22 protein-coding genes and 1 pseudogene are annotated in these 25,386 nt (G+C 68.1%); 18 read left to right on the plus strand and 5 right to left on the minus strand.

Annotation, left to right across the window (positions count from 1 at the left end; genetic code table 11):
• Window positions 1-12: 12 nt before the first annotated feature.
• The 3 genes from ABNQ39_RS02890 (at window position 13) to ABNQ39_RS02900 (ending at window position 3,404) form a co-directional block, all read left to right on the plus strand.
• Window positions 13-1,686, plus strand: coding sequence for a tetratricopeptide repeat protein (locus ABNQ39_RS02890; RefSeq protein WP_376958770.1), 1,674 nt, complete (start codon window positions 13-15; stop codon window positions 1,684-1,686).
• Window positions 1,687-1,947: 261 nt separating this feature from the next.
• Window positions 1,948-2,457, plus strand: a complete 510-nt coding sequence (locus ABNQ39_RS02895; RefSeq protein ID WP_042703142.1) for a sigma-70 family RNA polymerase sigma factor — start codon at window positions 1,948-1,950, stop codon at window positions 2,455-2,457.
• Window positions 2,457-3,404, plus strand: a complete 948-nt coding sequence (locus tag ABNQ39_RS02900) for an anti-sigma factor family protein (protein WP_376958772.1) — start codon at window positions 2,457-2,459, stop codon at window positions 3,402-3,404. Before ABNQ39_RS02895 ends, ABNQ39_RS02900 begins: the two co-directional genes overlap by 1 nt.
• A gap of 42 nt (window positions 3,405-3,446) precedes the next feature.
• Here the strand turns inward: ABNQ39_RS02900 and ABNQ39_RS02905 are convergent, their stop codons facing one another.
• Window positions 3,447-4,097 (minus strand): alpha/beta hydrolase, encoded by a 651-nt coding sequence (locus ABNQ39_RS02905; RefSeq protein WP_376958774.1) that lies wholly within the window; start codon window positions 4,095-4,097, stop codon window positions 3,447-3,449.
• Between the two features lie 151 nt (window positions 4,098-4,248).
• On the opposite strand from ABNQ39_RS02905, the gene ABNQ39_RS02910 reads away from it, so the two are divergent.
• From ABNQ39_RS02910 to ABNQ39_RS02945, 8 genes are all read left to right on the plus strand, one after another.
• Window positions 4,249-5,073 carry an SRPBCC family protein gene (locus ABNQ39_RS02910; RefSeq protein WP_376958776.1) on the plus strand — a complete coding sequence of 275 codons (825 nt, stop codon included), beginning with the start codon at window positions 4,249-4,251 and terminating at the stop codon, window positions 5,071-5,073.
• On the plus strand, window positions 5,070-6,251 hold the full coding sequence (locus ABNQ39_RS02915; RefSeq protein ID WP_376958778.1) for a zinc-dependent alcohol dehydrogenase: 1,182 nt from the start codon (window positions 5,070-5,072) through the stop codon (window positions 6,249-6,251). Before ABNQ39_RS02910 ends, ABNQ39_RS02915 begins: the two co-directional genes overlap by 4 nt.
• Before the next feature lie 17 nt (window positions 6,252-6,268).
• Entirely contained in the window at window positions 6,269-6,523 is a 255-nt protein-coding gene (locus ABNQ39_RS02920) for a hypothetical protein (protein WP_376958780.1), read from the plus strand.
• 104 nt (window positions 6,524-6,627) lie between these two features.
• Window positions 6,628-7,347, plus strand: a complete 720-nt coding sequence (locus tag ABNQ39_RS02925; protein ID WP_376958782.1) for a DUF6683 family protein — start codon at window positions 6,628-6,630, stop codon at window positions 7,345-7,347.
• A 139-nt stretch (window positions 7,348-7,486) separates the two neighbouring features.
• Window positions 7,487-9,502 carry a malto-oligosyltrehalose trehalohydrolase gene (gene treZ, locus ABNQ39_RS02930; RefSeq protein WP_376958784.1) on the plus strand — a complete coding sequence of 672 codons (2,016 nt, stop codon included), beginning with the start codon at window positions 7,487-7,489 and terminating at the stop codon, window positions 9,500-9,502.
• A 13-nt stretch (window positions 9,503-9,515) separates the two neighbouring features.
• On the plus strand, window positions 9,516-11,582 hold the full coding sequence (locus ABNQ39_RS02935) for an amylo-alpha-1,6-glucosidase (RefSeq protein WP_376958786.1): 2,067 nt from the start codon (window positions 9,516-9,518) through the stop codon (window positions 11,580-11,582).
• Between the two features lie 575 nt (window positions 11,583-12,157).
• On the plus strand, window positions 12,158-12,544 hold the full coding sequence (locus ABNQ39_RS02940) for a hypothetical protein (protein WP_376958788.1): 387 nt from the start codon (window positions 12,158-12,160) through the stop codon (window positions 12,542-12,544).
• Between the two features lie 136 nt (window positions 12,545-12,680).
• Window positions 12,681-13,043 carry a hypothetical protein gene (locus tag ABNQ39_RS02945; RefSeq protein WP_376958790.1) on the plus strand — a complete coding sequence of 121 codons (363 nt, stop codon included), beginning with the start codon at window positions 12,681-12,683 and terminating at the stop codon, window positions 13,041-13,043.
• Between the two features lie 39 nt (window positions 13,044-13,082).
• Here ABNQ39_RS02945 and ABNQ39_RS02950 read toward each other — a convergent pair whose 3' ends face one another.
• Window positions 13,083-14,624 carry a polysaccharide deacetylase family protein gene (locus ABNQ39_RS02950; protein WP_376958792.1) on the minus strand — a complete coding sequence of 514 codons (1,542 nt, stop codon included), beginning with the start codon at window positions 14,622-14,624 and terminating at the stop codon, window positions 13,083-13,085.
• A 435-nt stretch (window positions 14,625-15,059) separates the two neighbouring features.
• Between ABNQ39_RS02950 and ABNQ39_RS02955 the strand changes: the two genes are divergently transcribed.
• Window positions 15,060-15,428, plus strand: a complete 369-nt coding sequence (locus ABNQ39_RS02955; RefSeq protein ID WP_376958794.1) for a DUF2934 domain-containing protein — start codon at window positions 15,060-15,062, stop codon at window positions 15,426-15,428.
• Window positions 15,429-15,462: 34 nt separating this feature from the next.
• On the opposite strand, the gene ABNQ39_RS02960 is transcribed toward ABNQ39_RS02955, so the two are convergent.
• Complete coding sequence (locus ABNQ39_RS02960) at window positions 15,463-16,797, minus strand: L,D-transpeptidase family protein (RefSeq protein ID WP_376958796.1); 1,335 nt, start codon at window positions 16,795-16,797, stop codon at window positions 15,463-15,465.
• A 487-nt stretch (window positions 16,798-17,284) separates the two neighbouring features.
• Here ABNQ39_RS02960 and ABNQ39_RS02965 point away from each other — a divergent pair, with 487 nt between their 5' ends.
• Window positions 17,285-17,824, plus strand: coding sequence for a DUF882 domain-containing protein (locus ABNQ39_RS02965; RefSeq protein ID WP_376958798.1), 540 nt, complete (start codon window positions 17,285-17,287; stop codon window positions 17,822-17,824).
• A gap of 617 nt (window positions 17,825-18,441) precedes the next feature.
• Here ABNQ39_RS02965 and ABNQ39_RS02970 read toward each other — a convergent pair.
• Window positions 18,442-18,694, minus strand: a pseudogene (locus tag ABNQ39_RS02970) (helix-turn-helix domain-containing protein); the annotation flags it as partial.
• Between the two features lie 543 nt (window positions 18,695-19,237).
• The gene (locus ABNQ39_RS02975; RefSeq protein WP_376958800.1) at window positions 19,238-19,939 is read right to left on the minus strand and encodes a hypothetical protein; all 702 of its coding nucleotides are present in this window, start codon (window positions 19,937-19,939) and stop codon (window positions 19,238-19,240) included.
• Window positions 19,940-20,077: 138 nt separating this feature from the next.
• Here ABNQ39_RS02975 and ABNQ39_RS02980 point away from each other — a divergent pair, with 138 nt between their 5' ends.
• The 5 genes from ABNQ39_RS02980 (at window position 20,078) to accC (ending at window position 24,973) form a co-directional block, all read left to right on the plus strand.
• Entirely contained in the window at window positions 20,078-21,514 is a 1,437-nt protein-coding gene (locus ABNQ39_RS02980; protein WP_376958802.1) for a dynamin family protein, read from the plus strand.
• 176 nt (window positions 21,515-21,690) lie between these two features.
• Window positions 21,691-22,524: a substrate-binding periplasmic protein gene (locus ABNQ39_RS02985; RefSeq protein ID WP_376958804.1), complete on the plus strand. Its 834-nt coding sequence runs from the start codon at window positions 21,691-21,693 to the stop codon at window positions 22,522-22,524.
• Window positions 22,525-22,691: 167 nt separating this feature from the next.
• Window positions 22,692-23,141: a type II 3-dehydroquinate dehydratase gene (gene aroQ, locus ABNQ39_RS02990; protein ID WP_098740164.1), complete on the plus strand. Its 450-nt coding sequence runs from the start codon at window positions 22,692-22,694 to the stop codon at window positions 23,139-23,141.
• A gap of 22 nt (window positions 23,142-23,163) precedes the next feature.
• Window positions 23,164-23,613, plus strand: a complete 450-nt coding sequence (accB, locus tag ABNQ39_RS02995; protein ID WP_098740163.1) for an acetyl-CoA carboxylase biotin carboxyl carrier protein — start codon at window positions 23,164-23,166, stop codon at window positions 23,611-23,613.
• A 19-nt stretch (window positions 23,614-23,632) separates the two neighbouring features.
• Window positions 23,633-24,973, plus strand: a complete 1,341-nt coding sequence (gene accC, locus ABNQ39_RS03000; RefSeq protein ID WP_109151491.1) for an acetyl-CoA carboxylase biotin carboxylase subunit — start codon at window positions 23,633-23,635, stop codon at window positions 24,971-24,973.
• The last annotated feature ends 413 nt before the right edge of the window (window positions 24,974-25,386 follow it).

Raw genomic sequence — 25,386 nt, forward strand, 5'->3', positions numbered from 1 at the left:
CGGGGCATGGTCGTGGGCGACGTTCTCCAACTCATTCAATCGGCGGCGGCGGCGTTGCAGCGGCGGGAACCGGCTGCGGCGCGCAGGGCGTTGCGGCAGGCGCTGGCGCTTGATCCGGGGCGCGGCGATGGCTGGAGCATCCTCGGCGTCGCGGCCATCGGCAGCGGCGATGCGGTCGGGGCGCTGGCGCCGTTCCAGCGGTCGCTGTGCAGCGCGCCGGGCAATCCCGCCTATGCCCGCAACCTCGCGGCCTGCCTGAAACGGCTGGGGCGGGAGGAAGAGGCGGCGGTCGTCCTGCATCGGGCGGTGCTTGCCGGCGCGCTCGCTCCCGACCTGCTCTGCGATCTCGCCGATCTGCGGCTGGGGAGCGGCGACGCATCGGCGGCGCTGTCGCTTTACCGGGCGGCGCTGCTGCTGGCGCCCGACCATGGGCGCAGCCTGAACAATCTGGCGGAAACCCTGCGCCGGCAGGCCATGCCGGCGGCGGCAACGGAGCTGGCCCGGCTGGCCCGGCTTCGCGGCACAGCGCCGGCCTGGGCCTCGGCAGGGGCGGAACTGGTCGAGGCGGGACGGATCGAGGAGGCGCAGTCGGCGCTCAGCCGGGCGCTGGCGCTCGATCCGGCCGATCCGGCAAGCTGGAGCAATCTCGGATTCGCGCATCTGCAACGGCATCGGGCGGAAGCGGCGGTGGCGGCCTTCGCCCATGCCCGCCGCCTCGACCCGGCCCTGGCGGAGGCGGCGGTCGGGCAGGGCAGCGCGTTGATGCTGATGGGGCGCCTGCGCGAGGGGGCGGCGCTTTATGAGGAGCGGGTGCGACTGCCGCTGTTCCAGCCGCCGCGGCGTTTCGACCGGCCGGACTGGGACGGCAGCATCCGGCCGGGGGCGACCCTGCTGATCCATGCCGACCGTGGAATTGGCGATGCGATCCAGTTCATCCGCTATGCGCCGATTCTGCGGGCGCAGGGGATGCGGGTGCTGTTCTGCGGCCAGGAAAACCTGCTGGGGCTGCTGCGGTCCTCAGGCATCGTCGACGCCGCCTTGGGCTATGACGAAGAGCTGCCGCCCTACGACATGCATGCCCATGTGATGAGCCTGGTCCATCGGATGGGGACCGAGCTGGACAGCGTTCCCGCGGACATCCCCTATCTCCACGCCTCGCAGGCGGCGAAGGATCTTTGGGCTGGGAGGGCCGCGGGGCTTGAGGGGCTGAAGATCGGCATCGTCTGGGCCGGTTCGGTGCATTTCCGTTATGACCGCGTCCGCTCGCCCCGTCTGGAGCCGCTGCTGCCGCTGTTCGGCATTCCGGGGACGACGGCGGTGGTGCTCCAGTTCGGGCAGGGGCGCGACGACATGGCCAAATTCCCGCTGCCCGCCGGTACCGTCGATTGGGGCGACGCGTTGCAGGGCATGGACAACACCGCGGCTGCCCTTGGGGAACTGGATGTGGTGATCAGCTCCTGCACCTTCATGGCCCATCTGGCCGGCGCGCTGGGCCGGCCTACGTCGGTGCTGCTGCATGCCGGGTCGGAATGGCGCTGGCTGCGCGGGCGTGAGGAGTCGCCCTGGTATCCGACGGCGCGGCTCTACCGCCAGACGGTTCCCGGCGACTGGTCGGGGCCGGTGGAGCGGCTGCGGGCCGATCTGGCGGCATTGGCGGAGCGGCGGATTGCCCTGGCCGGCAACTGACGGGGCCGCTCTGAAGCCTTTTCGGCACAAGCGTGGCCGTCCCGCACAAATTTTGCTGCAAGCCTCATAAAGTCTGGAATAAAGGATGCGCGGCGCGCGTTCGCACCCATATGCATCGGGTCTCCCCTTCGGCCGCAAGGTCGAAAGAGCCGGCCCGGCCTCTGGAGTTGCGGCGCCCGCGTCGTCCCGTCCGCCTTGTCGGCAGAAGGGGAAGGCCATGGCGTGAGCCGTGGCGTGATCGGTTAAGGATCGGGTGCGCGGTTGAGCAAATTCGGGGTCGATCTGGAAGTCCACATCGCGTCCTTGCGGCGCTACGCGCGTGCGCTGATGCGCAACAGCGCGGATGCGGAGGATCTGGTGCAGGAGGCGCTGACGCGCGCGGTGGCGCGCGCCGACAGCTTCCAGGCGGGGACGAACCTGCGGGCATGGCTTTTCACCATCCTGCACAACGTCCACGTCAATCAGGTCCGTTCCAAGGCTGCCCGGCCGCAGGAGGTCGACGTCGACGACGTCGAATCAAAGCTGGTCAGCCCGCCCCGGCAGGAAGAGCGTGTCGAGCTGCGCGAGATGATGCGCGCGGTCGACGAGTTGCCGGAGGAACAGCGCAAGGTGCTGCTTCTGGTGGCGCTGGAGGGCCTGAAATACGACGAGGTCGCCGACATGCTCGGCGTGCCGATCGGGACCGTCATGTCGCGCCTGTCCAGGGCGCGCGAGGCGGTGCGGGCGAAACTGGCGAACGAGGGTGGCGTTACCCTCCGGCGGGTGAAGTGATGAACGCGCATCAGGGACTGGGACGGGTTACGGAGGACGAACTCCACGCCTATGTCGACGGACAGCTGGACGGCAACCGCCGTCTGGCGGTGGAGCGATGGCTGGCCGAGGATCCGGAGGCGGCACGCCGGGCGGAGGATTACCGCGCCCAGGCGACGCTGCTGCACGAGATGTTCGACACCGTCCTGCGCGAGCCGCCGAGCGACAAGGTCCAGGAACTGTCCGACCGGTTGAAGGGACGCGTTGCCTTCAACGACAACCGTCCGGCCTGGCATGCCCGTCCGCTGGTGCGCTTCGCTGCGGCGGTGATGCTGGTCGTCGCCGGTGCCGCCGGCGGCTGGATGGGCCGCGGGGTCGACCAGCAGGTCGGCGCTCCTGTCGCCCAGCAGCGCCAGACGCTCGCCACCTTCGCCCAGGAAGCCACCCAGGCGCACCGTTTCTACACCTCGGACGAACGCTTCCAGGTGGAACTTGGCGCCGACAATCAGGACGAGCTGAACGGCTGGCTGTCGAAGCGGATGGGCCGCGACGTGTTCGGGCCGGACCTGGGCCGCGTCGGCTATCGCCTGATCGGCGGCCGCTCGCTGCCGACCGACCTCGGCGCCGGCGCGCAGTACATGTACGCCAACGACGGCAACAAGCGGATCACCCTGTTCGTCGGCGCTCCGCAGAGCGGCAACCAGTCGAACTTCAGCTTCACCCAGAATGGCGACGTGGCGACCTTCTACTGGGTCGAAGGGCCGCTGGCCTACGCCCTTGCCGGCCGCCTGTCGAAGGAGGAGCTGCTGGAGATCGCCAAGGCGGTCTATCAGGACGTGAAGGCCGGCCCGCCGCGGCGCGAGGCCCCGCCGGAGCAGCAGCAACAGCAGCAGCCCCAACAGCAGCAGCAGGAGCAGCCGGCGGGCGTGCAGCCGATCAGCGACACGCACAAGGCCAAGGAAAGCTGAGGGAGTTTCCAAGCAGATCGAGGGGGGCGCCGGGGGCGCCCCTTATCGTTTCAGCAGGTAGGTCTTCAGCCAGTCGCGCACCTCGCGGCAGACCGCTTCCGACGTCTCCTCCAGCGCATGGCCGGTGCCGGGGACCAGAACCAGCTTCTTCGGTTCGCCCGCCTTGCGGTGGACGTGGATGGAGCAGCTGGCCGGCAGAATCTCGTCCGCCTCGCCGTGGATCAGCAGGATGGGGCAGGACAGGTCGCCGACCGGATCGGTGCCGTAGCCCTGGGTCGCCAGAGTCACCACGGTGCAGACCGCACCCCGGTTCGACGCCGCCGCCTGGATCGCCACCGCGCCGCCGAAGGAATGGCCGACCAGCGCCACATGGTGGATGCCCTGCCGGCCCAGGAAGCTGAGCCCGCACAGCGCGTCGTGCACTGCCTCCTCCAGGTCGCGCGGATCGCGGAAGCGCAGGCGCAGCGAGGCGACGCCGTCGGCGGTGAAATCCGCGGCCAGACGCGGGTAGAGCCCGCGCGCCGGGGTGTCGAACCCGCCGCCGACCCCACCGACCCACAGCACCGCCAGTTCGCCGTCCGGCGCCGGGTAGAAGCGGGCCTGGACAGGGCCGCGGTCGGTTTCCAGTGTCACCGGCCGAAAGCCTTCGGCGTCGGCGATGCCCATGGTGGCGTCCAGAAGAGGCACGGCCATCCCCCCATCCGATCTTTGCTGTAGAGCCTAACAGCGCAGACGCCCTGCGGTTGCCGCTTACCACAGCAGGTAAGGCGGCAGGTGAGGCAACGAAGCCGCAACCCGGCTGTTCTCTGTCCATAGTCTTTGCACAGACGGGAAAGGAGCGGCGATGGCGTCGAACAGTTTGACCGGGCGGGGCCGCTGGCCGCAGCCGGACTCTCTCCTCTCTGGCCTGGGTTCCGGCCTTGCGGGCGCGGGATCAGGCGATGCCGCGACCGGCGGCCGCTGGCTTGCCATGGTCGGCGGTACGGCGCTCGGCGTTCTGGGATTGCAGCGGCCGGGCTGGGGCGGGGCGATGATGGCGCTGGGCGGCGCCGGCCTGTTCGCCGCCGGTGCCCTCGGGCTGCGGCCCTTCGGCGAGCGGTCGCTCGGCACGGCACCGAATCCCGGCGCGTGGCGCCACCAGGGTCCGGCCACCCGCCGCCGGTCGCTGACGCCGGAACGTACGCAGGCGGTGGTCACCATCGCGTCGGATGCCGGGACGATCTTCCGCTTCTGGCGCAATTTCGCCAATTTGCCGAAACTGATGCCGCAGCTGGAGCGGGTCGATGTGCTGTCGGCGACCGAAAGCCGCTGGATCGGCAAATCCGCGACAGCGTCGGCGAATGAGGCGCCGAGCTGGCGCTGCGTGCTGGACCGCGTCGACGAGGACCGGCTGCTGACTTGGCATACGGTGGGCGAGACGGCCCTGCCGCACCGCGCCTCGCTGATGCTGAGCCCGGCGCCGGGCGACCGCGGGACGGAGGTGCGGCTGACGCTGGTCTACCGCGTGCCGGCGACCGAGGTGGCGGCGCTGCTGGGCACCACGCCGGCAGGACAGGCGGAGGAGGCGCTGCGCCGGCTGAAGCAGCGGGTGGAGACGGGCGAGCTGTCCACCATCGAACGGCAGCCGCGCGGAGGAACCGCCGGCCCCTTCCGGGAGGCGACGGAATGAAGGCGCTCTGCTGGAACGGAACCAACGACCTGCGGGTGGAGCGGGTGCCCGACCCGGTGCTGGTCAATCCGCATGACGTGATCGTCAAGGTGGCGCTGTCATCAGTCTGCGGGTCGGACCTGCATCTGATCGACGGCTATGTGCCGACCATGCGGCCCGGCGACATCATCGGCCACGAGTTCCTGGGCGAGATCGTGGAGAAGGGGCCGGAGGTCCGCTATCTCAACCGCGGCGACCGCGTCATCACGGTGTCGATCATCGGCTGCGGCCATTGCGGGCACTGCCAGCACGGCGAAAGCTCGCTGTGCGACAACTCTAACCCGAACCCGGACTACGCCCGCACCGCCTACGGCCATTGCGGCGCCGGCATCTTCGGCTACAGCCACGCCTTCGGCGGCTATGCCGGCAGCCATGCCGAGTACATCCGCGTGCCCTATGCCGACTTCAACGCCTTCCGCGTTCCGGAGGGGGTGAGCGACGAGAAGGCGGTCTTCGTGTCCGACGCCGTGCCGACCGGCTACATGGCCGCCGACATGGCGGGCATCAAGCCGGGTGACGTGGTGGCGGTGTGGGGCTGCGGTGGCGTCGGCCAGATGGCGATGCGCAGCGCCACTCTGCTGGGGGCGGAGCGGGTGATCGGCATCGACCGCATTCCCGACCGGCTGCGCGCCGCCCAGATGAAGGCGGGGGCGGAGACGCTGGATTACAGCCGCGTCGATGTCTTCGACGCGCTTCAGGCGATGACCGGCGGACGCGGCCCCGACGTCTGCATCGACGCCGTCGGCATGGAGGCCGACAGCGGGTCGAACGCGGTGGAGGATTTATACGACCGGGCCAGGCAGGCGGTGGGTTTGCAGACCGACCGGCCGGCGGTGCTGCGCCAGATGATCGAGAGCTGCCGCAAGGGCGGCACCCTGTCCATCGTCGGCGTCTATGGCGGGCTGATCGACAAGTTCCCGATGGGGGCGGCGATGAACAAGGGCCTGACCTTCCGCATGGGACAGCAGAACGGCCAGCGCTATGCCGAGCGGCTGTTCGAGCACATCCGCAACGGCGAGCTGGATCCCTCCTACCTGATGACCCACCGACTGCCGCTGGACGACGGCCCGCAGGCCTACCGCATGTTCAAGGAGAAGGCCGACGACTGCCTGCGCGTCGTCTTCGCGCCGCAGGGCTGAAGCGAAGGGAGAGACAGATGGAACTGGTCTATGCCTATCCGGCGGAGCGCGGCCGGGGCGTCGAGGCCGAGATCGTCGGCAGCCTGCGCGACCGCTTCGGCACCGTCGTGCAGCGGGGGCGGGAGGAGCGGGACGCCGAGCGTGGCGACCGCTCCGACGTGGTGGTGACGCTGGAGGTCACCGACGACAAGGTCGAGGCGGCGCTGACCGCGCTCCGTGCCCACCCGCTGGTGATCGACGCCGCCGCACGGAGCTTCGGCGAGCGGGTTTGAGAGGAGCCGCGGCGCCGGAAGCGATACCTCCATCGGGTCTCTTTCCAGCGAGGCCGGTCTGTCGTCCGCTCTCCCTCTTCGGAGTTCGGGAAAAGGAAGGTGGGATGCGGAGGTTTCTGAGCGCGGTCGTTCTGGCCGTCGCGCTGGGCGGGAGCGACGCGGCAGCCCAGCAGTCGATCATCGACGGCTGGGCGTGGAGCACCCTTGTGCCGTCGATTGCCCAGACGGACATTCTCGGCACCCATCTGCGCGAACTGAGAAACGAGCAGGAACGGCGCAGCACGCCGCCGGATGTCTCGCGGCTGGGCTTTACGCCGTCGAAGGCGCGGCGCAGCGCCAATCTCGCCGCTTTCATCGAAAAGACTCGGGCGGTCGATCCGAACGGCGCCGCCGATCTGCAACGGCTGTTCGCCGAGGGCGACATCATCGAGCGGATCGGGGCGGCGATTGCCCCCGTCGGCCTGCGGACCGACAATCTCGCGGATGTCTATGCGTTGTGGTGGATCACCGCGTGGCAGGCGACGCGCGGCGACAACGACACGCTGGGCCGCGACATGTACGCTGCCGTCCGCGCCCAGGCCGCAAGGGCGCTGAACGGTGCCGGCAGCCCCGCCCGGGCGTCCGATGCCGAGAAGCAGGAGCTTGCCGAGGCTCTGCTGGTCCAGACCACGCTGATCGACGCCGCGGTGGAGCAGGCGAAGCGTGATCCCGCACGGATGCGGCAGGTCCGGGCCGCTGTCGCCAAGGGCGCGCAGGGCATGGGGCTCGACATGGCCGGGATGGAGATCACAGGCGGCGGCTTCGTTCCCAACGGCAAGCGGTGAGGGTTAGGGCGCGTCATCCTCGAATCCTGCAAAATACATAGATACCGAAACAATTTTCCGGACCCGCGTGACCACGCCGCCCCGTCCCTGTTGACCGACCCACAAGGGACGTCCGCATCACTCACCGGGGGCACTTGCCGTGATCATCTCCGCCGCACTTCCGCCTGTCGAACAGGCGCAGGCCACAGTCAAACGCCGCTGGCCCATCGGGGTGGAGCTGCTTCCCGGCGGTGCTCATGCGCGGGTCTGGGCGCCGAAGGCCGGGCGGGTCGAACTGGTCTCCGAGCCGGACGGACATGCTACGGAGCTGACGGGCGAGGGGAACGGCTATTTCTCCGCCGCGGTGCCGGGGCTGGAGGCCGGCGGACTCTACCGCTTCCGGCTGGACGGCAAGGAGATGCTCTATCCCGATCCGATGTCGCGCTTCCAGCCGGAGGGGCCGCACGGGCCTTCGCAGCTGGTCGATCCGCACCGCTTCGCCTGGAGCGACCGGGACTGGCAGGGCCGCGCCATCCGAGGGCAGGTGATCTACGAGATGCACATCGGCACCTTCACGGCGGACGGGACCTGGGACGCCGCGCTGGCGGAGCTGCCGGCGCTGGCCGATCTGGGGGTGACGGTGCTGGAGGTGATGCCGGTGTCGGAGTTCCCCGGCCGCTTCGGCTGGGGCTATGATGGGGTGAACCTGTTCGCGCCGACGCGGCTCTATGGCGATGCCGACGCCATGCGGCGCTTCGTGAACGAAGCCCATCGGCTGGGGCTCGCCGTCATCCTCGACGTCGTCTACAACCATTTCGGGCCGGACGGCAATTACCTGCAATGCTTCGCCGACGATTACTTCACCGACCGCTACAAGAACGATTGGGGCGAGGCGATCAACTTCGACGGTCCCGATGCGGAGCCGGTGCGGGAGTTCTTCCTGACCAACGCCGCCTTCTGGATCGAGGAGTATCATCTGGACGGGCTGCGGCTGGACGCCACCCAGTCGATCCATGACGGCAGCGAATCCCAGGGCAAGCCGCACATCCTGACCGAGATTTCCCACGCCGTGCGCAAGGCCGGCGGCGGGCGCTCCACCATCCTGGTGGGGGAGAACGAGCCGCAGCATGCCAGCATGGTGAAGCCGGCCGCGGAGGGCGGCTGCGGGCTGTGCGCCATCTGGAACGACGATTTGCACCATTCGGCGATGGTGGCCCTGACCGGCCGGATGGAGGCCTACTACACCGACTATCGCGGCACGCCGCAGGAATTCGTGTCGGCGATGAAGCACGGCTTCCTCTATCAGGGGCAGTGGTACCGCTGGCAGGGCAAGCGGCGCGGCATGCCGGCCTTCGGGGTGCCGTGCCCGGCCTTCGTCAGCTTCCTGCAGAACCATGACCAGATCGCCAACTCCGCCCGCGGCCTGCGGCTGCATGCGCTGACCACGCACGCGCGGCTGCGGGCGATGACGGCGCTGATCCTGCTGGGACCCGGCACGCCGATGCTGTTCCAGGGCCAGGAGTTCGCCGCCAGCGCCCCCTTCCTCTATTTCGCCGACCACAAGCCGGACATAGCCGAGCTGGTCGAAAAGGGCAGGGCGGAGTTCCTGAGCCAGTTCCCGAGCATCGCGGCGCCGGCGATGCAGGCCGCCCTGCCGAAGCCGCATGCGGAGGACAGCTTCACCCGCTGCAAGCTCGACCACCGCGAGCGGGAGAGCAACGCCGCGGTCTGGGCGCTGCACCGCGACCTGCTGCGCCTGCGCCGCGAAGATCCGGTCTTCGCCGCCCAGCGTGTCGGCGGGCTGGACGGTGCCGTGCTGGGGGAGGAGGCCTTCGTCCTGCGCTTCTTCGGAGAGGAGGAGGACGACGACCGGCTGGTGCTGGTCAATCTCGGCCGCGACCTGACCTTGCGTGCGCTGGCCGATCCGCTGCTGGCGCCACCCCTTGACGGTGCCTGGACGGTGCTGTGGTCCAGCGAGGAGCCCGCCTATGGCGGTTGCGGCACCCCGGCGGTGGAACAGACGGACGGCGCATGGCGGCTGCCCGGCCATGCGGCGCTGGTTCTGGGGCCGGCCGGTGATGTCCCGACGAAAAGCGACCCAGCGAAAAGTGATGGGGCCGGAGGCAACACAACCCCGGTCATCGTGGTTTCCAAGAGGTCGGAAACCGATAGCTGAGCATAGGTCAACCATGGCTGATTTCGTCCGCACCCTGTCGCGCGAGGTCCTGAACACAGGTCCGAACGGCGCCGAAACCCGTGAATGGCTGGTCGCCAACGGACTTGGCGGCTATGCCTCCGGGTCGGTGTCGGGGGCGGTGACGCGGCGCTATCACGGGCTGCTGATCGCCGCATTGCCGGCCCCGCTCGGCCGCGTGCTGATGCTGAGCCAGCTGAGCGACGTGGCCATCGACGCCGACGGCCACCATTACCGGCTGAGCTGCCGCGACACCGGCGGCGATCCGAGTGGGGGCGATCCGGGCGGCGGCGAAGCGGGGGAGGAGGGGCAGACCGCCGCCCTGCAGGAGTTCCGCATGGAGGCCGGTCTGCCGGTCTGGCGCTTCCGTGCCGGCGGGGCGGTGATCGAGAAGCAGGTCGTCCTGCCGCACGGCCAGAACATCGTCCATGTCACCTACCGGGTGATGGAGGCGAAGGCGCCGGTGCAGCTGCGGCTGCGGCCGGTGCTGGCCTTCCGCACGCTGGAATCGGCGGTGGACCGGCCGTTGGCCGGCGCCTATCGCATCACCGCGGCGGGGCAGCGCTACGAGGTGTCGGCCGGACCCGACCTGCCGGTGCTGCGCATGGCCATCGAAGGCGGCGATTTCCCGATGACGCTCGACGGCGGCATCCGCCGCGACGTCTATTACCGGGTGGAGGACGAGCGCGGCTATCAGGCGCGCGGGTCGCTGTGGACGCCGGGCTATTTCAGCGGCGAGGTCGGGGCGGGCCAGAGCATCACCTTCGCCGCCGCGACCGAGGACTGGTGGCGGCTGGAGGCCCTGCCGCCGGCCGATGTGCTGGGGTTCGAGGCGGAACGCCGCCGCCGCATCATCCAGAACGCGCACCCCAGCTTGCGCGACGGCGCGATGGCGGAGCTGGTGCTGTCGGCCGACAGCTTCCTGTTCGTGCCGGCCGGCCGTGTCGCCGACCAGATGCGGGCGCGGGCGGAGGGCGACGAGGTGCGGACGGTGATCGCCGGCTACCACTGGTTCACCGACTGGGGCCGCGACACCATGATCGCGCTGGAGGGGCTGACGCTCGCCACCGGCCGTCATCTGGAGGCGGGGTGGATCCTGCACACCTTCGGCCATTACATCCGCGACGGCCTGATCCCCAACATGTTCCCCGACGGCAAGGACCGCGGGCTGTACCACACCGCCGACGCCACGCTGTGGTTCTTCCATGCGCTGCACCGCTATCTCGGCGTCACCGGCGACCGCGACACGCTGCGCCTGCTGCTGCCCAAGCTGCGCGAGGTGATCGACTTCCACCGCCGCGGCACCCGCTTCGGCATCGGCGTCGATCACCGGGACGGGCTGCTGCGCCAGGGGCAGGAGGGCTACCAGCTGACCTGGATGGACGCCAAGGTCGATGACTGGGTGGTCACGCCGCGCCGGGGCAAGGCGGTGGAGATCAACGCGCTGTGGCACAACGCCCTGCGGCTGATGGCCGGCTGGCTGCGCGAGGAGGACGGCGAGGCCGCCGCCCGTCCGCTGGAGGAGCTGGCCGATCAGGCGCGCGCCTCGTTCAACGCACGCTTCTGGTGCCCGTCCGCCGGGCATCTGTTCGATGTGGTGGATGGCGAGCATGGCGACGACATCGCCTGCCGGCCCAACCAGATCTTCGCCGTCTCGCTCGACCATCCGGTTCTGGAGCGCGAGCGCTGGGAGCCGGTGGTGGAGACGGTGCGCAGCCGTCTGCTGACCCCGTTGGGGCTGCGGTCGCTGGCGCCGGGCTGCCGCGACTACAAGGCGAAATATTTCGGCGACCTGCGGGCGCGCGACGCCGCCTATCACCAGGGCACCGTCTGGGGCTGGCTGATCGGCCCCTATGTCGATGCCTGGCTGAAGCTGCATCCGGAGGACAAGGCGGGCGGGCGCCGCCTGCTGGAGGGTTTCCTGCCGCATCTGGACGAAGCCGGAATCGGCACCATCAGCGAAATCTTCGATGCGGAGGCGCCGTTCACCCCGCGCGGCTGCATCTCGCAGGCCTGGAGCGTGGCCGAGGTGCTGCGCTGCTGGGCAAAGACGGAAAGCTAGGCGGCGCCGCGGGTTGCGGACGCCTCCTGCACGAAGGTCATAGGGCGGCCGATGGTGGCCGCCTTACCCGCAACGATGGTGCAATGCCCTTGGGAGCAGTTGTCAACAGGGCACAACAGGGTGTGAAATCACAGGGTCCGGCGAAATGTGACAGATTTCAGTTGACACGCCGCTGAGGCGCCGACAGCCGGAAAAACGTGATTATTCTTATAAATCAGGTGGTTGCGTAGATTGCCTGATTTTTGGGCAAACACAGTGGGCCCCTTGAATCGCCTTGCGCGAATCGGGACTGCCCACGGTTTGCCCACACAGTTATCCACAGCCTCTGTGGAGACCGCGGGCGAGGCCGGCGGCCAAGCCCTTTGTCGTGCCTATCCAATGAACCTGTCCATAAGATGCCTTTACTTTGGGCAGAGATGGAGTTGGCGCTCAGCGCAAGGGGGTAGCCGTATTGGATTTTAGCCAGACCGGAGAAAGCATCCTATAGTTCCCGTACCGGTTCCTTCGGTAATCCGATTGGGCCAAATGCATCAGACCGTACGGGGTGCGGGAGAACAGCCAGAGCGGAGGTGCCGATGCGGAGCGTTGTGCGGGGCGTCGCCGGCTTGCCATACCCGGCCGTCCGGTCTGCGCAGGTCCGGTCCGGATGGGCGGACGGCGATGCCGTCGCCAAACCGACCGAAGCGCCGGCACGGGGAATCCTGGGCGGGCTTCCCGCAGTGGTCGGTCCGCTGCTCGGTGCATCGGTGCTGGGGGCACTGATCCTGCATCTCATGGCCAGTCTGGTTGCGCAGCTTCCGGCCGCCGATGCGCTGGGGGCCTTGTCGGTGATGGCCGGCATGGCGGTGGTCCTCGTCACCCTGCTGCCCTTCACCCTGCTGTCCTTCAGGCGGGCGCAGCGGGCATGGACGGCAATTCAGGGCTTCGGTCAGGAGACCGGGCAGGGCGCCGGCCGTCCCTGAGGCATCAGGCTTTTCCCTGACGGAAACCCGGCAGGATTTCATTGCTACCCGAAGCGTACCCGCGTTTAATCGCGGGCGAGGGCGGCATTCGCCCTTCCGTCCGTCGAGAGCGGGGACGGCTTTGCGGGGGCGCGGGATGGGGCTTTTCGATTTTCTGAAGGTCTCGGTGGCCGACAAGAAGGCGGCCAAGCCGGCGGCCCGCATGCCGGTCAGCGTCATCCAGTGCGACGGAAAAAGCTATCCCATCGTGTCGCTGACGACCAAGGGCTTCGTCGCCCGCGGCTTCGACGGGTCGCTGGTGGTCGGGCAGAACGCCAAGGTGTCGGTGCGCGTCGACGATCCCGCCGGCAAATTCACCTTCAACGCGACCGTTTCGGTGGTTGAGGTCAAGGGCGACAGCGTCGGCGCGACCTGGAGCATCCTGCCGACGGAAGTCGATGCGGTGATCCGCCAATACGCCCAGAACCGCAAGAAGCAGGACGGCAAGGGCGCCCGCTGAAGTCCCATCGGGCGGCGGCGGGCAGGCGGCGGTCGGGGCTTACTGGCGGCCGCTCGCCTCGTCCCCGCCCGGTGACGGCATGCCGGCATTGACGATCTTCGGCAGCGCCAGGACGCGCGCCCGCTCCAGCCATTCCGACAGGGTAACGAATTCGCAGCCCTTGGCTTTCAGCTCGGCGATGACGCGGGGCAGGGCCTGCGCCGTGCTGGGATAGGTGGAGTGCATCAGGAAGACGTTGCCTGGCAGTCCGCCCAGCTTGATCTGGCTGACGATCTTGTCGGCGTTGCGCACCTGCCAGTCGCGCGTGTCCACCGACCACAGGACGGAGCCCATGTGCTCGTCCCGCGCGATGGCCAGCAGATCGTCCGAATAGCGGCCATAGGGCGGGCGGAACAGCACCGGGTTGGCGCCGAAGCTGCGCAGGATGCGGTTGGTCTCCGCGATCTCGTAGCGGGCGCCGGTGGCGTCCATCTTGCGCAGGTCGGAATGGGTCAGGCTGTGGTTGCCGATCTCGTGCCCGCCGGCGACGAAATCATGGATCAGGTCGCCCTGCCGCTCGGCGATGCGGCCCACCGGGAAATAGGTGGCGCGCACGCCTTCCTGGTTCAGGATGTCCAGGATCTGGCGGGTGACCGTGCGGTGCGGCCCGTCGTCGAAGGTCAGGGCGCAGAGGTTCCAGTTCTCCCGCTTCAGCGTCGCCGGCATCACGTCATAGCGCGAATCCGGCATCACCGAGCGCAGCCGGCCCTTGCGGCGGCTGTGCTGCTCGATGTCCGCCATGGTGCGGGCGTCTTCCTCGTTGTAGATGATCAGCCCGTCGGCCGGCGGCGTGGCGTTGGCCACCGACGGCGGCGGGGGCGCCAGCGGAGCGGCGACAGCCGAACCGATCGGCGCCAGGACGGAAGAAGTGGTTGTCGTCACCGTCTCGCGGTTGCCGGCCGGCTGCGGCGGCTTGGCCTCGGCCGGTACGGGGGCCGGTATAGCTGCCGGCAGGGGGGCCGGCGCCCGGGCGACCGCCACGGTCACGGCCGGCGGCTTTGCCGTCGCAGGGGGTGCAACAGGCGCCGCAACAGGGGCCAATGCCGGGATTGCCGAGGCGCCGCCCGCAGCCGGCGCGGACGGAGCGGTGACCGTGGCAGTGGCAGCCGCCGCCGCTTTCTCCGCCGGCTTTTCGGCCACGGCCGGCCGGTCGACGACAAGGCAGCCGAAGCCGGCACCGACGATCCGCCGGCACAGCGCCCGCGCGTCCGTCCCCTTGCCGACCTGGGCGTAAAGCGCCACGCCGGCACCGCTCTTCCCATCCAGCTGCATGACCGATGCGGTCAGGCCCGCCGTTAGGTCGCGCTCGCGCTGCTGCAAATTCTTCCAGCTCAGCCACGCATCGCCGTCGCGGGAGTAGATGCCCAGCTGCAGAACCGGACCATCGGCCGCCGGGGCCGCCGCGGGTGTGGCGGCCTGCACCGGAACGGCAGGCTTCGCCTCCACCTTCATCGCGGACGGACGCTTCGCGGCAGGCTCCGCAGCGTCGGCGGGCAGAGCAGGCAGGCCGAGGGCGTAGGCCAGCAGAGCAACCTTGAGCAAGCCGGCGCGGCCCAGCGGGGCCAGGGCGCCGCCATGGCTCCGGACGGCGCTTCGGACGGCATCGGCCGCCCGGGGTCGGGTGCTGGTTGAGGCGGGATTCGGCCTGAAAATGCGCAACATATCGGTCCCGTCGCTTGGCCCAGCCACTGTCTGCGGACCGCCGGTTGATGGCGGTGCAATATCATCACGATGGGGTTAATTCAAACGACAAGCGGCGGAATTGTGGCGGCTTCGCCGCTTTTCACAGGGGCGTTGCCGTTCGGAAACGGTGACGGCTGCGGGCAGTACGAAAGCATAGAGCGGAAGCGCGCCGGAACCGGCGGGGGAGCGGCGGGGTTCATTACAGGACCGGCGGGGCGGACCGGGGCGGCGACTGCCGCCGCGCGCCCTTCCCGCCTCCCCCCGCAAGGCCCACCCATGAAGGAGACGACCCGTATGGCCGAGGATTTGGAAAGCCGCATCCGTCGGCGCGCGCACGAGATCTGGGAAAATGAAGGCCGGCCGGAGGGGCGTTCCGAGGCCCATTGGGAGCTGGCCAGCGAAGAGATCGCCATCCAGGACAATTATCTCGACACGCTGAAGCCCAACCCTGCCGGCGGTCCGGAAGCGACGGCGATGCGCACCGAGCCGGTCGAACCGGTGCTGAGCATCGCCAACCAGGGCGAACAGCCCGGCCTCGCCGACCAGGGCGAAGAGATGGGCATCCCGATGCGCGGCGACCGCGACGTCTGGCCGACACCGGAAGAGGCGGCATCGACCGCCGTGCCGCCCAACCGCAGCAAGAAGACGCGGCGCCGGGCCTAAACAATTAGGCAGGCGCCGCGCGGTCCGGCCGTCTTCAGACGCTGGACTTGTCAGCCGACCTTTCCGCCGTGCCGCTCTTGTCCAGCGGCATGGCGGCGCGGCCCGCGTCGGGCTGCCGGCCGGCAGGCGGCATGGCAGCCGGAGCCGGGGACAGCGCGGGGGCCGCGGCGGGCGTGGCGGCGGGAAGCGCGCCGGCCGGCGGAGCCGGGACGGACACCGCGGCCGGCGCATCGTCCAGACGGTCATAGATGTCCGGATGCAGGCGGACCGCCCCATCGGCCTCCACCGTCGCGATCCAGTAGACGAACTGCACCGGCATCGGTGCCGCCAGCTTGACCCATTGCGGCTGCTGCTTGCTCAGCATGCGGTCGATCCGCTCTGGCGTCACGCTGGTGCCCTGCAACAGCAGTTCGGCCAGTTTGCGCGGATCCTCCAGACGGACGCAGCCGGAGCTGATCGAGCGCAGTTCGCGGGCGAACAGCCGCGGCTCGTTGGTGCCGTGCAGATAGATGTCGTAGGGGTTGGTCAGGTTGAAGCGGAAGCGGCCGAGGGCATTGTGGTCGCCCGGCTGCTGGACGATGCGCACGCGGCCTGGCGTGACGTCATGCCAGTCGACCGTTTCCGGCGCCACCTCCTGCCCATCGAGATAGACGATGGCGTGCTGGATGCCGGGCGTGCCCTTGGCGCGCAGGTTCGGCAGCTTGTCTTCCTTCAGAACGGTGGGCGGCACCGTCCAGGTCGGATTGACGATGACGTGGGTGATGCGGTCGGTCAGCAGCGGCGTCTCGCGCGACGGCCGGCCGACGATGGCGCGCATCGTCAGCTCCTCCTCCCCGCCGCGGACCAGGGTGGTGGTCTGGTTGGTCAGGTTCACCACCAGGATATTGTCCGGCGCGGTGTCGCGGAAGCTGCGCATCGCGACGGCGCTCTGTCGCATCAGCGCCGCGGCCTCCGCCGGCGTGCGGTCGAGCGCGGCCCTTGTGCCGGCGCCGATCAGCCCGTCGGGCTTCATGCGCTGGGCGAGCTGGAACGCCTTCACCGCGCGGTCGATGTCGGTCGTGAAGACCTCCGACACCTTGTCGGCCGGCAGCAGGCCGAGTTCGGCCAGTCGCTGCGCCAGCCGGCCGACACGCTCGCCGCTGCTGCCCAGCTTCATCAGCCCGCCTTCCCCGATCCGGGTGGAGGCCTGCACGGGCGCGCTGTCCAGCTCCACCGCGGCGGCGTCCAGCCGGTCGGCCCACTGGGTCAAGGTGTCGCGGTAGGGCAGGGCGTCGGCCGGTCCGGCCCCGAGCAGCGCCATCGCCGATGCGGCGGTCAGCGCCAGCAGGGCCAGCTTGCGGGACATGCGGAGGTCGGCGGAAGCGATCATGGCGGCACCTTCTGTCACTGTGGTCCAGCGAAGCATCGGAATGGATGCACCGCTGCCCTTCCTATCAATTTATGCAACGCAATAATGGAAGGCGAGGCGTGCGGCGAGAAATCCGGTCGATCATTCTTCCGGTGTGATCTTCCTGCCGCCGTCCTATGACCTGCCTATGCAAGAAGGTCACACTGCGAAATTTTTTAATTGCCTCGGCCGATGACCTTCCCTATACGAATATCCGTCCGGAGACGATTCACACCAGACGGGACGCTTCGGGTCAGCGTTGGTCATAAGGCTGATACTATACACCGCGGGCGCCACGCGACCCGCCAAACGCCGAACGGCCACAGCGTAGAACGGCAAAAACGTAAGACGACGAGGTTCGGGGATGCATTTGGGGGATGATGAGCGTGCCGCACCGGCAATCGGGCGGCGCGGGTTCCTTGGTTTTGCCGCGGCGGCGGTATCTGCGGCTCTTCCGGCCGCATCGGGGATGATGACGGGGGTCGCCACCAGCGTGGTGACGGGTGTGGCGACGGCGCCGGTCCTGCTGGGATCGGGTGCTGCGGAAGCCGCTCCCCTGGCCGGCAGCGTCCGGCGCCTCAGCCTGCACAACATCAACACGCAGGAACGGTTCGACGGCGTTTATTGGGCCGACGGCAATTACAAGCCGGACGTGCTGCGCAAGCTGGACGTGCTTCTGCGCGACCACCGCGCCAAGCAGGTCTGCCACTACGATCCGCGCCTGTTCGACCTGCTCGCCCGCGTCCACCAGAGCGTCGGATCCGACGATCCGTTCGAGGTGATCTGCGGCTATCGCTCCCGCCGCACCAATGCGATGGCCCGGCGCCGGTCGCGTGGCGTCGCGAAGGAGAGCTATCACACCCGCGGCATGGCCATCGACATCCGCCTGCCCGACACCCAGCTGCGCGCGATTTCCGAGACGGCGAAGGGCATGCAGTCCGGCGGTGTCGGCTTCTACCCGCGCAGCGGCTTCGTCCATCTCGACGTCGGTCCGGTCCGCAGCTGGTAAGGCCGCGGAGCAACCGTACCCGTCCTGTCATGAGAAGGGCTCCGCATCGGCCGATGCGGAGCCTTTTTCGTGTGCTGGCGCTTTGGTGTGCTGGCGGTGAAATGCGGCTTTTCGAATGCCGGGCCTGATTCCGGACCTGGATCAGTTTCTCGGCGACGGCTTAGACGCGCGCTGGATGTCGGTCGGGTCCCACACCGCGCCGTGACGCCGGCGCGACTTGCTCTGGCTGGCGGCGTCGGCCGACTTCGCCGGCTTGACCCGCGGCGCATCGCTGCGCACCGGGCGTCCGGCTTTGCGGACGCTTTCCCCATCCGGACCGGCGGCGACGATCTCGGTGCCGGCAAGGCGGCTTCCACCGACGACCGACGACTGTGAGCTGCCCGATTGAGGGGAGGAATCCGGCTCGCCGTCCTCGCCCTCGCCGGGGCCTTCCGGCGGCTCCCTGATTTCGGGGGAGAGGGCGGAGAGCAGCGACAGCATCTCGTCCGACACATGGGAGGGAGCAGCGCGCCACAGGCGCAGCAGCCGCGCCTCGCGCCGGCTGATCTGGCTGTCGGCTTCGTCCGACTCCTCGAAGCCGCCGCGTGGGCGGCGTGGGCTGTCGGCGTCACTGTAGGTATCGAAAAAGAAACTGACGGGAACGTCCAGAACCTGGCTCAGCCGATACAAGGTGCCCGCCGAAATGCGGTTGGAGCCGCGTTCGTATTTCTGAACCTGCTGAAAGGTCAGGCCGATCGCTTCGCCCAGCTTTTCCTGGCTCATTCCCAGCAGGGTCCGGCGCATCCGCACGCGCTGCCCGACATGGGCGTCCACAGACCAGGACTCAGGCGATCCGCGTCGTCCTCTTTTGCGAGCCGTCGGTTCACTCATGTCCATTGGTCTCCGCTGCCCAGTCTTCCGCGGCTTGTCTTTGCGATAATGAAAAGATTGTTCACACATTCGTTGAAGCGATTCAAGAGAAAACTTCTGAATATTGGTGTGTGTTTGCCATATTCCGATAGGCGTTGGTGGTGGTGCAGCATTCGCAGGGGTTGTCATATTACAACTTTGTATTATTTCAGCCGACGCTGAGAATCAATTGCGCCAAGGCTCTGCCGGAACCCTGCGCTCATCCCTTTGCGGAAATCACCGAGTCTTTGGGATCATCCATTGGTTGGGCCGATAGCTTTTCGATTATAGAAATTCCGTGATCGAGGACCGATAAGATTTGTACCGCCACAAATGGTGGTGAAGAACCTTCTGGTTGTAATAAATAAACCGAAGGACAGAGAGAAACTTTCTTCTCTCAAGGCCGATACAGCCCGTCACGCAGCAATCGGGCCGGGCCGTTTGGGCCGCATGGTTGGCCAGACAAGCGTTAATACATAATTAACCTTATTAAGCAGCCGTTAACCAGTGTCCGCAGCCGGCGATTCAGGGCCGCGGGGGCCGTGGTGCGTGACTATCCGTATCGGCCTTGCGGGTGCTCCTCGTTCGGGCAGTGCCGGACGGGTGGGACACCTCCATGCCCCAGGGGCCGCCGGCCATGGCGAAGCCCTCCACATGGTCGCGCAGCTTCTGGACCTGGGACGGCGTGACGGTGCGGCCGAAGCGGGACTTCAGCAGGGCGGCCAGCGCCCCGCGGGTTGGACGGACGCCGCCGGCCGACAAAATGCGGTAGGCGACGAAGGCCTCGGCATAGAGCCGGATGCGGTCGGGCCGTCCGCGCAGCTGTGCCGCCTGGGCGGACGGGCTGCCGTCCAAATGGTCGGTGAGCCGCGCCTCCGCCTGCGCCACGGTCAGGTCCGGCAGGTCGGCGGCCGCCGGCTCCGGCGGTTCGGGCCGGCCGATGGACTCGCGCAGGCGCCGCCGGCGCTGGCGCTCGCGGTCGCCGGCCCGCAGTCGCTCGGCATAGGCCGGGTCCGCCGCCCGCCGTTCGGTGCGGCTGCGGTTGGACTTCGCGGCACGCTCCGCCTCCCGCGCCCGCAGCATCGGGTCGCGCAGCAGAAAGGCCAGCTCGTCCGCGGTCAGCCGATGCGCCTGATCGGCCCCCGACGGCAGGGGGGCGCCGTCCTGATGGTCGCTGTCGTCCATCGCCGGGAAACGCGCGTCCGCCCGGTCCTGTTCCCGCGGCATTTCGCCCGACACCGTCCGAATTCCCAACCCCGCCTTCCTGCCCGGAAGATGAGGGAGAATTCATGTCCGGTGCCGGTCGCGCCCGTGCTAGAGAGGGGCCGTTCTTTTCGGCCCGTCCAACAGTGGAATTCGCCCGCCATGACCCCCCGGCAAGCCCTTCAGCAGCGCCTTGCGGCTTTGGATGCCCATCTGCGGGCGGAAAACCCCAACCTGCTGCCGGTCCTTCCGACCTTCCGCGCCTTCGACCGCATCCTGGCCGGGCTGGGGCTGATCGACCGCCATGAATCGCTGACCACCCGCATTCCCTGGTGGCCGATGGTCGCGGTGCTCGGCACCTTCTCCGCCGGCAAGTCGACCTTCCTCAACGGCTATCTCGGCGAGGTGTTGCAGAACACCGGCAATCAGGCGGTGGACGACAAGTTCACCGTCATCTGCCACGGTCCGGAAACTCGCAAGGAGGCGTTGCCCGGCACCGCGCTGAACGCCGACCCGCGTTTCCCCTTCTATCGCATCGCCGACGAGATCGAGAAGGTCGCCGCCGGCGAGGGCAAGCGGATCGACAATTACCTGCAGCTGAAGACGCTGGCCGGGACGCGGACCAAGGGCAAGATCTTCATCGACTCGCCGGGCTTCGACGCCGACGACCAGCGCCGCTCGGTCCTGCGGCTGGTCGACCATATCGTCGAGCTGTCGGACCTCGTGCTCGTCTTCTTCGACGCCCGCCATCCGGAACCGGGCGCCATGCAGGACACGCTGCGCCATCTGGTCGCCAAGACGGTCAACCGCGCCGACGCCCGCAAGGTCTGCTACGTCCTCAATCAGGTCGACACCACCGCCAAGGAGGACAATCTCGAGGCGGTGTTCGGCGCCTGGCAGCGCGCCATCGCCCAGGCCGGGCTGGTGTCGGGCCGCTTCTATGCCATCTACGATCAGCGCTCCGCCGTCGACATCGAGGATGACGGCCGCCGCGCCCGCTACGAGGCGCGCCGCGACCACGATCTGGCCGAACTCCAGACCCGCATCAACGAGGTCGAGGTCGCCCGCGCCTATCGCATCATCGGCTCCATCGACAGCCTGACCAAGGAGGTGGAGGGAGAGGTGCTGCCCAAGCTGCGCGAGGCGATGGCGGCGTGGCGCCGCCGCGTGCTGATCGGCGACGCGGTGTGGGGCGTGCTGCTGCTGGCGCTGCTGGGTACCGTCGTGCAGACGCTGGGCGGCGGTTTCGGTGCTTTCCTCGGCTGGCTGTCCGAGTCCGGCGACAGCGGGCTTCCGCTGCACCTGATCGGCACCGCGCTGCTGCTGGGCGGGCTGTTCCTGGCCGGGCATTTCAAGCTGCGCCAGTTCTTCGCCCACCGCATCGCCGCCACCTTGAGCGACCGTTTCGGCGACGTCGACCTCAATCTGCGGCAGGCCTTCCTGCGGAACACCCGCTTCTTCCGCTCGATCTTCGCCAGCCAGCCGGCCGGCTGGGGCGGGCGGGCGCGCAAGGCGATCTTCGCCATCCGCGAGGCGACGGCGGTGCATGTCCAGCGCCTCAACGACCTCTACACCGATCCCGCCGGCCGCCGCGGCTGAGTGACCGTAAGTGACCGCAAGCCGGCGGCCGATGTCGGCGGCTCTTTACAGCGCGGCGTGCAGACCGTTAGATCTCGTCCGTCAGATCTTGGCCGGCGCCGTGCGACCGCGGCACCGGACCCATTAGCAGGCGGCCAACGGACTTGCGGGAATCGGCAAACGGAGCGATTGGCACGGTGAGATCCTCGGCCGCGGGCGCCGTCCTGGCCGGGCTGCTGCTGTGCATCGCCCCGGCTCAGGCGCAGGTTCCCGTCTCGGAGACCGGCGGCAAGGAACCGGCCCCGGCCCCCTACACCGGCCTGGATCTGGTGACCGGCAGCGACTATGCCCCCTACACCGGCGATGACCTGCCGGGCGGTGGGCTGGTGACCGATCTGGTCCGCCGCGCCTTCGCGGTCGGCGGGCGCCGCTACGACGTGCGCTTCATGCCGTGGAAGCGCGGCTATGACGGCGTGGTGGCCGGCCGTTTCCTCGCCACCTTTCCCTACATCCGCACGCCGGAGCGCGAGCGGGAGGTGCTGTTCTCCGACCCGGTGATGGAGGTGCGGCAGTTCGTCTATCTGTCGGACCGGTCCGGGATGGAGTTCCATGGCCGGACCGGAGGCGGCGACTCCGGTGGCCTGGAGGATTTCCAGGGGCGGACGATCTGCCAGCCGGTGGGCTATGCCCTGCCGGCCGGGCTGGAGGCGATGGTCGGGCAGGGCCGCCTGACCCGGCAGACCCCGTCCGACCTGGGCGCCTGCGTGCGCATGGTGGCGACCGGGCGGGCCGACGTTCTGGTGATCGACGAGTTCAGCGGCGCCGCGGCGATTCAGCGCTCCGGGCTGGCCGACGACATCCGGGTGGCGGACCGGCCTTTCGCCGTGGTGACGCTGCATCTGGTGGTCGGACGCGCCACGCCGGGGGCGGAGACGACGGTCGCCGCCTTCAACCACGGGCTGGAGACCCTGAAACGTCAGGGCGTCTACCACCAGCTGCTCCTCAGCCACACGCTTCAGCCTGCTCCCTGATATTGCTGGGGTTTTCCCTTGGGGATCCGCGCGGGCTTCCGGCCCTGCCGCGGCGATTTTCCCGATTTGGGCGCGCTTTTCCGCGCGGAAGGCCCCCGTCGCCATGGACAGGACGGTGCTTCGTGATATAAACGCGCGGTTTCGATCATGGAAAAGGGGCGCGGGCTGTGGCCATCGACGCGTCGATTCTGGTCCTCAACGGGCCGAACCTCAACATGCTGGGTGTGCGGGAGCCGCAAATCTACGGGTCGATGACCCTGGACGAGCTGGAGGCCGCCTGCCACGAGCGTGCCGACACGCTGGGTCTGACCGTGGATTTCCGGCAGTCGAATCACGAAGGCGAACTGGTTTCGTGGATTCAGCAGGCCCGCACGGAGAATGACGGCATCGTCATCAACGCCGGCGCCTACACCCACACCTCGGTCGCGATCATGGACAGCCTGATCCTGTCGGATCTGCCGGTGATCGAGGTCCATCTGTCGAACATCTTCAAGCGCGAGCCGGTCCGCCATCACTCCTACATCTCGCCGGTGGCGAGGGGGATGATCTGCGGGTTCGGGCCGCACGGGTATCTTCTGGCGCTGGACGCCATCGCGAACATCATCGACCGCGATTAAGGAAACGGGAACGACTGACATCATGGCGAGCTTCGACATCGACGGCGATCTGGTCCGCAAGCTGGCGGACCTCCTGCGTGAGACGGGCTTGAGCGAGATCGAGTTCGCCGAGGGCGAAAAGCGTATCCGCGTCACCCGCCCGACCGCCGCCCAGACGGTCGCCGTCCAGGCAGCCCCGGTCCTGGCGGCCGCTCCGGTCGCCGTGGCGGCGCCGGCCGCTGCAAAGCCGGCAAGCCATCCGGGTGCCGTGACCTCGCCGATGGTCGGCACCGCCTATCTGGCGGCCGAGCCGGGCGGCACGCCCTTCGTCCGTCCGGGCGACGTGGTCAAGGCCGGCCAGACCATCATGATCATCGAGGCGATGAAGGTCATGAACCCGATCAAGGCCCCGCGCGGCGGCACCGTCGCCGAGGTGCTGGTGTCCGACGCCCAGCCGGTCGAATTCGGCGAAGTTCTCCTCATCATCGAGTAAGCGGGGCATTCCCTTGGCGATGTTCGAAAAGGTCCTGATCGCGAACCGTGGTGAGATTGCGCTCCGCATCCACCGCGCCTGCCGCGAAATGGGGATCCAGACCGTGGCGGTGCATTCCACCGCCGACGCCGACGCCATGCACGTCCGCCTCGCCGACGAAAGCGTGTGCATCGGTCCGGCGTCAGCGCGCGACAGCTACCTCAACATTCCGGCCATCCTGTCGGCGGCGTCGATCACCAATGTCGACGCCATCCATCCCGGCATCGGCTTCCTGTCGGAAAACGCCCAGTTCGCCGAGATGGTGGAGGAGCACGGCTTCACCTTCATCGGCCCGACGCCGGAGCATATCCGGATCATGGGCGACAAGGTCACCGCCAAGAAGACGGTGATGGAGCAGGGGCTGCCGGTGGTGCCCGGCTCCGACGGCCCGGTGACGTCGCTGGAGGATGCGGAGAAGGTCGCCCACGAGACCGGCTATCCGGTGCTGATCAAGGCGGCGGCGGGCGGCGGCGGCAAGGGCATGAAGGTCGCCCGCAACCCCGACCAGCTGAAGGAAGCCTATCAGCTGGCCCGTGGCGAGGCGCGCGCCGCCTTCGGCAACGACGAGGTCTATCTGGAGAAGTATCTCGGCCATCCGCGGCACATCGAGATCCAGCTCCTGGGCGACACCCACGGCACCTGCGTGCATTTCGGCGAGCGCGACTGCTCGGTCCAGCGCCGGCACCAGAAGGTCATCGAAGAGGCGCCGAGCCCGGCGCTGAACGCCGAACAGCGCGCCTTCATCGGCGATCTGGCGGCGAAGACGGCGGCGGCCATCGGCTACCGCGGCGTCGGCACGATGGAGTTCCTCTACGAGGACGGGCAGTTCTATTTCATCGAAATGAACACCCGCCTTCAGGTCGAGCACACCATCACCGAGATGATCACCGGCATCGATCTGGTCCGCGAGCAGATCCGCGTCGCCGCCGGTGCGCCGCTGGGCTACGGCCAGTCGGACATCCGCTTCGAAGGCCATGCCATCGAATGCCGCGTGAACGCCGAGAACCCGGAGACCTTCATCCCGTCGCCGGGCAAGATCGACGGCTATCACGCGCCGGGCGGACTGGGTGTTCGCGTCGATTCCGCGCTGTATGACGGCTATCGCGTGCCGTCGCATTACGACAGCCTGATCGCCAAGCTGGTCGTCCACGGCACCACGCGGAACGAGTGCCTGATGCGCCTGCGCCGCTCCATCGAAGAGTATGTGATCGGCGGCATCCAGACCACGCTGCCGCTGCATGACCGCATCATCGCGCAGCAGGCCTTCATCGACGGCAATTACGACATCCATTGGCTGGAACAGCTAATGGCGAAGTCCTGACCGCTCGCGGCATTTTCATATACGCGGAAATGCTGCGGCAGAATGTCGCAGTTATGAAGCCCCTCTCTCCAAGTCGAGAGAGGGGCTTTTTCTTTATTATTATTTCCTTATGTCTTCGGCTGATTCGCCTGGGGCGAATTTGATCTTTTGCAATTTGACAATTTCCCGTCTGACTCGCGTTTTCATTCGCAAATTGCGACTCCGGACGTGGCGAATCCCAGCGGAAGCGCATGCCCGGTCATAAGGGTTTTACCGGAACGGCGGTTTGCGAAGAATTCAGTGTGCATGGCACGCCCCTTGCTGACTTGATCTGTGTCAGTGCGGACATGGGCTACTCACAGTAGATGAAACGCCATTCCGTTAGCTGTGCCGAACCATCGCTTTTTCCAGGCGGTGCGCCGGCCCCTGGTCTG

The sequence above is a fragment of the Azospirillum sp. A26 genome, from assembly GCF_042604635.1.
Lineage (GTDB): Bacteria > Pseudomonadota > Alphaproteobacteria > Azospirillales > Azospirillaceae > Azospirillum > Azospirillum palustre.

What these genes read in the sequence shown, in the direction of transcription:
- ABNQ39_RS02960 (WP_376958796.1), bottom strand. Translation starts at nt 16,797, where the DNA reads ATGATCGCTTCCGCCGACCTCCGCATGTCCCGCAAGCTGGCCCTGCTG.
- ABNQ39_RS02910 (WP_376958776.1), top strand. Translation starts at nt 4,249, where the DNA reads ATGGCGTCGAACAGTTTGACCGGGCGGGGCCGCTGGCCGCAGCCGGAC.
- accC (WP_109151491.1), top strand. Translation starts at nt 23,633, where the DNA reads ATGTTCGAAAAGGTCCTGATCGCGAACCGTGGTGAGATTGCGCTCCGC.
- ABNQ39_RS02980 (WP_376958802.1), top strand. Translation starts at nt 20,078, where the DNA reads ATGACCCCCCGGCAAGCCCTTCAGCAGCGCCTTGCGGCTTTGGATGCC.
- ABNQ39_RS02945 (WP_376958790.1), top strand. Translation starts at nt 12,681, where the DNA reads ATGGGGCTTTTCGATTTTCTGAAGGTCTCGGTGGCCGACAAGAAGGCG.
- ABNQ39_RS02965 (WP_376958798.1), top strand. Translation starts at nt 17,285, where the DNA reads ATGATGACGGGGGTCGCCACCAGCGTGGTGACGGGTGTGGCGACGGCG.
- ABNQ39_RS02915 (WP_376958778.1), top strand. Translation starts at nt 5,070, where the DNA reads ATGAAGGCGCTCTGCTGGAACGGAACCAACGACCTGCGGGTGGAGCGG.
- ABNQ39_RS02905 (WP_376958774.1), bottom strand. Translation starts at nt 4,097, where the DNA reads ATGGCCGTGCCTCTTCTGGACGCCACCATGGGCATCGCCGACGCCGAA.
- ABNQ39_RS02940 (WP_376958788.1), top strand. Translation starts at nt 12,158, where the DNA reads ATGCGGAGCGTTGTGCGGGGCGTCGCCGGCTTGCCATACCCGGCCGTC.
- ABNQ39_RS02975 (WP_376958800.1), bottom strand. Translation starts at nt 19,939, where the DNA reads ATGCCGCGGGAACAGGACCGGGCGGACGCGCGTTTCCCGGCGATGGAC.
- accB (WP_098740163.1), top strand. Translation starts at nt 23,164, where the DNA reads ATGGCGAGCTTCGACATCGACGGCGATCTGGTCCGCAAGCTGGCGGAC.
- ABNQ39_RS02900 (WP_376958772.1), top strand. Translation starts at nt 2,457, where the DNA reads ATGAACGCGCATCAGGGACTGGGACGGGTTACGGAGGACGAACTCCAC.
- ABNQ39_RS02920 (WP_376958780.1), top strand. Translation starts at nt 6,269, where the DNA reads ATGGAACTGGTCTATGCCTATCCGGCGGAGCGCGGCCGGGGCGTCGAG.
- ABNQ39_RS02955 (WP_376958794.1), top strand. Translation starts at nt 15,060, where the DNA reads ATGGCCGAGGATTTGGAAAGCCGCATCCGTCGGCGCGCGCACGAGATC.
- ABNQ39_RS02935 (WP_376958786.1), top strand. Translation starts at nt 9,516, where the DNA reads ATGGCTGATTTCGTCCGCACCCTGTCGCGCGAGGTCCTGAACACAGGT.
- ABNQ39_RS02925 (WP_376958782.1), top strand. Translation starts at nt 6,628, where the DNA reads ATGCGGAGGTTTCTGAGCGCGGTCGTTCTGGCCGTCGCGCTGGGCGGG.